Annotated in this window: 4 protein-coding genes; 2 read left to right on the plus strand and 2 right to left on the minus strand. The window is 66.0% G+C overall.

Annotation, left to right across the window (positions count from 1 at the left end):
* Nucleotides 1-74: 74 nt before the first annotated feature.
* Nucleotides 75-533 carry a MarR family winged helix-turn-helix transcriptional regulator gene (locus tag ACRDUX_RS01430; RefSeq protein WP_526410308.1) on the minus strand — a complete coding sequence of 153 codons (459 nt, stop codon included), beginning with the start codon at nt 531-533 and terminating at the stop codon, nt 75-77.
* Between the two features lie 63 nt (nt 534-596).
* Here ACRDUX_RS01430 and ACRDUX_RS01435 point away from each other — a divergent pair, with 63 nt between their 5' ends.
* Nucleotides 597-965, plus strand: coding sequence for a VOC family protein (locus tag ACRDUX_RS01435; protein ID WP_526410310.1), 369 nt, complete (start codon nt 597-599; stop codon nt 963-965).
* Nucleotides 966-987: 22 nt separating this feature from the next.
* Here ACRDUX_RS01435 and ACRDUX_RS01440 read toward each other — a convergent pair whose 3' ends face one another.
* Nucleotides 988-2,475, minus strand: a complete 1,488-nt coding sequence (locus ACRDUX_RS01440) for an FAD-dependent oxidoreductase (RefSeq protein ID WP_526410312.1) — start codon at nt 2,473-2,475, stop codon at nt 988-990.
* Nucleotides 2,476-2,527: 52 nt separating this feature from the next.
* Here ACRDUX_RS01440 and ACRDUX_RS01445 point away from each other — a divergent pair.
* A partial coding sequence (locus ACRDUX_RS01445) for a LysR substrate-binding domain-containing protein (RefSeq protein ID WP_526410314.1) occupies nt 2,528-3,340 on the plus strand: 813 nt, incomplete at its 3' end.

Below are 3,340 nucleotides of genomic sequence, written 5' to 3' on the forward strand. Positions count from 1 at the left end.
AGCGCGCTTCAATGCCAACCAGCGCAAAAGCCCCAGATCAGCAAAGTGATCGTTACCTTCGATACGTCCAGGAGTCATGCACCGTCGTGGCCGTCGCGCAGGGAATGGATAATGCGCTGCAGGATCCGGAACGCGCCTGACTGCTCGGCCTCGGTCATGCCGGACAGCATTCTGACCTCGACGGACCGGACCGCTACGGTCGCCTTCTCGAGCCTCCGTCGGCCGCGAGGCGTGAGCCGCGTGGGAAGAACCTTCCCGACGGGTGCCTCCGCAGGCCTGGTCACGTAGCCCTCTCGCTCCAGGGCCTGGAGCAGCACGTTCATCGACTGCCGTGACACGAACGCGCCCCGCGCAAGCTCGGAGTTCGACAAGCCCGGTCGTTGGGCCAGCAACTCGAGGCAGGAGTAGTGCGTCACGCTCATCTCGAGCGGCCGCAGCACCTCCTCCATGGCTACGCGGAGGGCGCTCGACGCCTCTTTCAACAGGTAGCCCAGTGACGTCTCCAGGTCGACGCCGACACCGTCTTGACTCATGTCAGAATTCTGACATAGATTGCCCCGTGTCAGAAGACTGACATGAAAAGAAGGAGCGTCATCATGCCCGCCACCGGCCCCGACTTCATCTCGCTCCAAGCGCGCGACCTCAACGCTTCGCAGGCGTTCTACGAGCAGTACCTCGGCCTCGTCCGCTCGCAGGCCGGACCTCCGCACGCCGTCGTCTTCGAGACGAAGCCGATCGCGTTCGCACTCCGCGAAGTCGTTCCCGGCACCGATCTCGCATCCGTTGCTCAGCCCGGCATCGGTGCCGCGATCTGGCTCCACGCCACAGACGTCCAGGCCATTCACGATGCTCTCGTCGCCGACGGTCACACCATCGTCTCCGCACCGATCGACGGCCCCTTCGGTCGAACATTCACCTTCGCCGACCCCGACGGCTACCAGGTCACTCTCCACGACTGCGCCTGATAGGCCAAACGCCACCGGACGATCACCTATCGCGAGCCAGGGACCCAGCCCACATCCACTGCGACAGCGCCGAAATCACGTCCGCGGTATGGGGCGTGCCGTCGCACGCCCAGGCCACCACGCCGTCGGGCCGAACGAGGACCGCACCCAATCCGAGGCGATTCTCGATCTCGCCTCCGACGTATCGCAGCCCGTCGAACAATCGGTCGCCGATCGCCCGGAGCCCGGCATCGCACCGGAAGTCGAGCAGGACGCCCAACCCGCCCCGGAGAAGCACGCCGAGCCGAGTGCCGTCGGCCAGTTCGAAATCCGGTGCGCTGCAGCCGATCAACGGGTGCCCATCGCCGAGGTCGTAGCGCACGGACAAGCCCCACGCGCGCTCCGCGAAGTACGTTGCGCCGTCGCGCGTGGCAATGAGGTCGCGCACGATGCCTGCCATGGCACGTGCATTGGCGGTCGGCTCTAGGAGCGCGACCTGGGCACGCGACCAGTCCAGAACCTCAGCACCCACGGGATGTCGCTCGCCGCAGTACCCGTCGAGCAGGTCGCTCGGCGCTGTGCCCTTGATGACGGCGCCCAACTTCCAGCCGAGGTTCATGGCATCCCCGATACCCAGATTCAGACCCTGCCCTCCGAGCGGCGAATGAACGTGCGCGGCATCACCAGCCAGGAGTACACGTCCCCGTCGGTACGTCGTGGCCTGATACGCGCGATCGGTCCACGTGGTCGCCGCGTGAAGCGACGTCACGGTGACGTCGACGCCTGCGACGCGTCGCAGCACGGACTGCACGTGCTCGACAGTGATTGGCGCACTACGGTGCGATGCGCCTCCGTCGAAGTCCGCCACCGCAAACGTGCCACGCTGAGACTGCACGTACATACCCGTCGGCGTGTAGTGGCGACCCAGCGGCAATGACTCCCCCTCGGCCAGATCTACCTGAACCGAGTACCCGGTGAATCTGGGCTCCGTGCCGACGAACTCGAACCCGGCTGCCTTGCGGACGACGCTGCGGCCACCGTCGCACCCGGCGATCCAGCTCGCGTGAAACGACCGGTCCCCCGCATCTACGCAGACGTCGTCGTCCGACTGCCGGACGTCTTCGACCCTTATGCCCCAGAGGATCTCGACGCCAAGCTCGACCGCATGTTCCGTCAGGACAGTCTCGAGGTGTTCCATCGTGGTCGCCACGGTGGCATCCGCGGGACTGGTCAGTCGATACGACCAGGAGGCGGTATCGATCTGAGCCGCGTCCCACGAGATCCCCGCGAAGTGTCCACCTCCGGGAGATGGCTGACTTCCCGCTTGGACGTCCGCCAGCAGCCCGCGCCGATAGAGGGCCTCGGCGGTGGCCACCGACAGCCCGCGCAACCCGAACGGCAGTCCGTTGAATGGCGAGCGTGGGTTGTCCGCGCGTTCGAGGACGAGCACGGAGACGCCAGTCCGTCGCAGTTCGCACGCGAGGAACAACCCGACTGGCCCTGCGCCCACTACCACGACGTCATGAATCATGTTGGCAGCGTATTGCCGTCAACGTCGATCGATCCAGTGGTATGCATGCAACATGTCGATGCACGAGATCGATTTAACGCGGCTGGACCTCAATTTGCTCGTGGTCTTCGACGCGCTGATGCGGGAGCGGCACGTCGGGCGAGCCGCGGTGCGACTGTCGCTGTCGCAGTCGGCGACCAGTCACGCGCTGGGTCGCCTCCGCACGACGCTCGACGATCCCCTCTTCGTTCGACACCCCCGCGGTATCGAACCCACGCCACGCGGGCGCGAACTGGCACCGCTCATTTCAGATGCCTTGGCGCAGGTGCGCCAGATCCTTAGTCCGCAAACTCCCTTCGATCCGAAGACGCTTCGCCGCACGTTTACGATCGCCGCGCACGACTACGCCCTCGCCGTGCTCGCACCGACGCTCGTGGCGGAACTCCGCGCGCAGGCCCCCGGGGTCGATCTGCGGTGCGTCAGTGTCGGTCCGTCCGCGATCGTCGATGGCTTGGACCGCGGTGAGATCGACTTCGCTCTCGGCGGTTTCATCGACGTCACCGCCGAGCGGGTGGCGCGGACTCTGCTGTTCTTGGATCGGTTCGTCGGCGTGGCACGCCGCGACCATCCGCGCGTGCACGCCGGGCGGATGTCACTCGATGACTTCACGGCACTGCCGCACGTGCTGATGTCGGCCGGCGGTCCTGCCCGCGGCGACGTGGACCAGGCGCTCTCCGCGCTGGGCCTCGAACGTCGCATCGCGGTCACGGTGCCCAACTTCCATGCGCTCCCCTACGTCGTCGAGGAGTCCGACGTCATCGGAGTTCTGCCCGAACGGCTCGCGCTGCGCATTGCTCAGAATCGTTCGCTCGGGCTGTTCGATCTT

The organism is Mycobacterium sp. (assembly GCF_050701675.1).
GTDB lineage: Bacteria > Actinomycetota > Actinomycetes > Mycobacteriales > Mycobacteriaceae > Mycobacterium.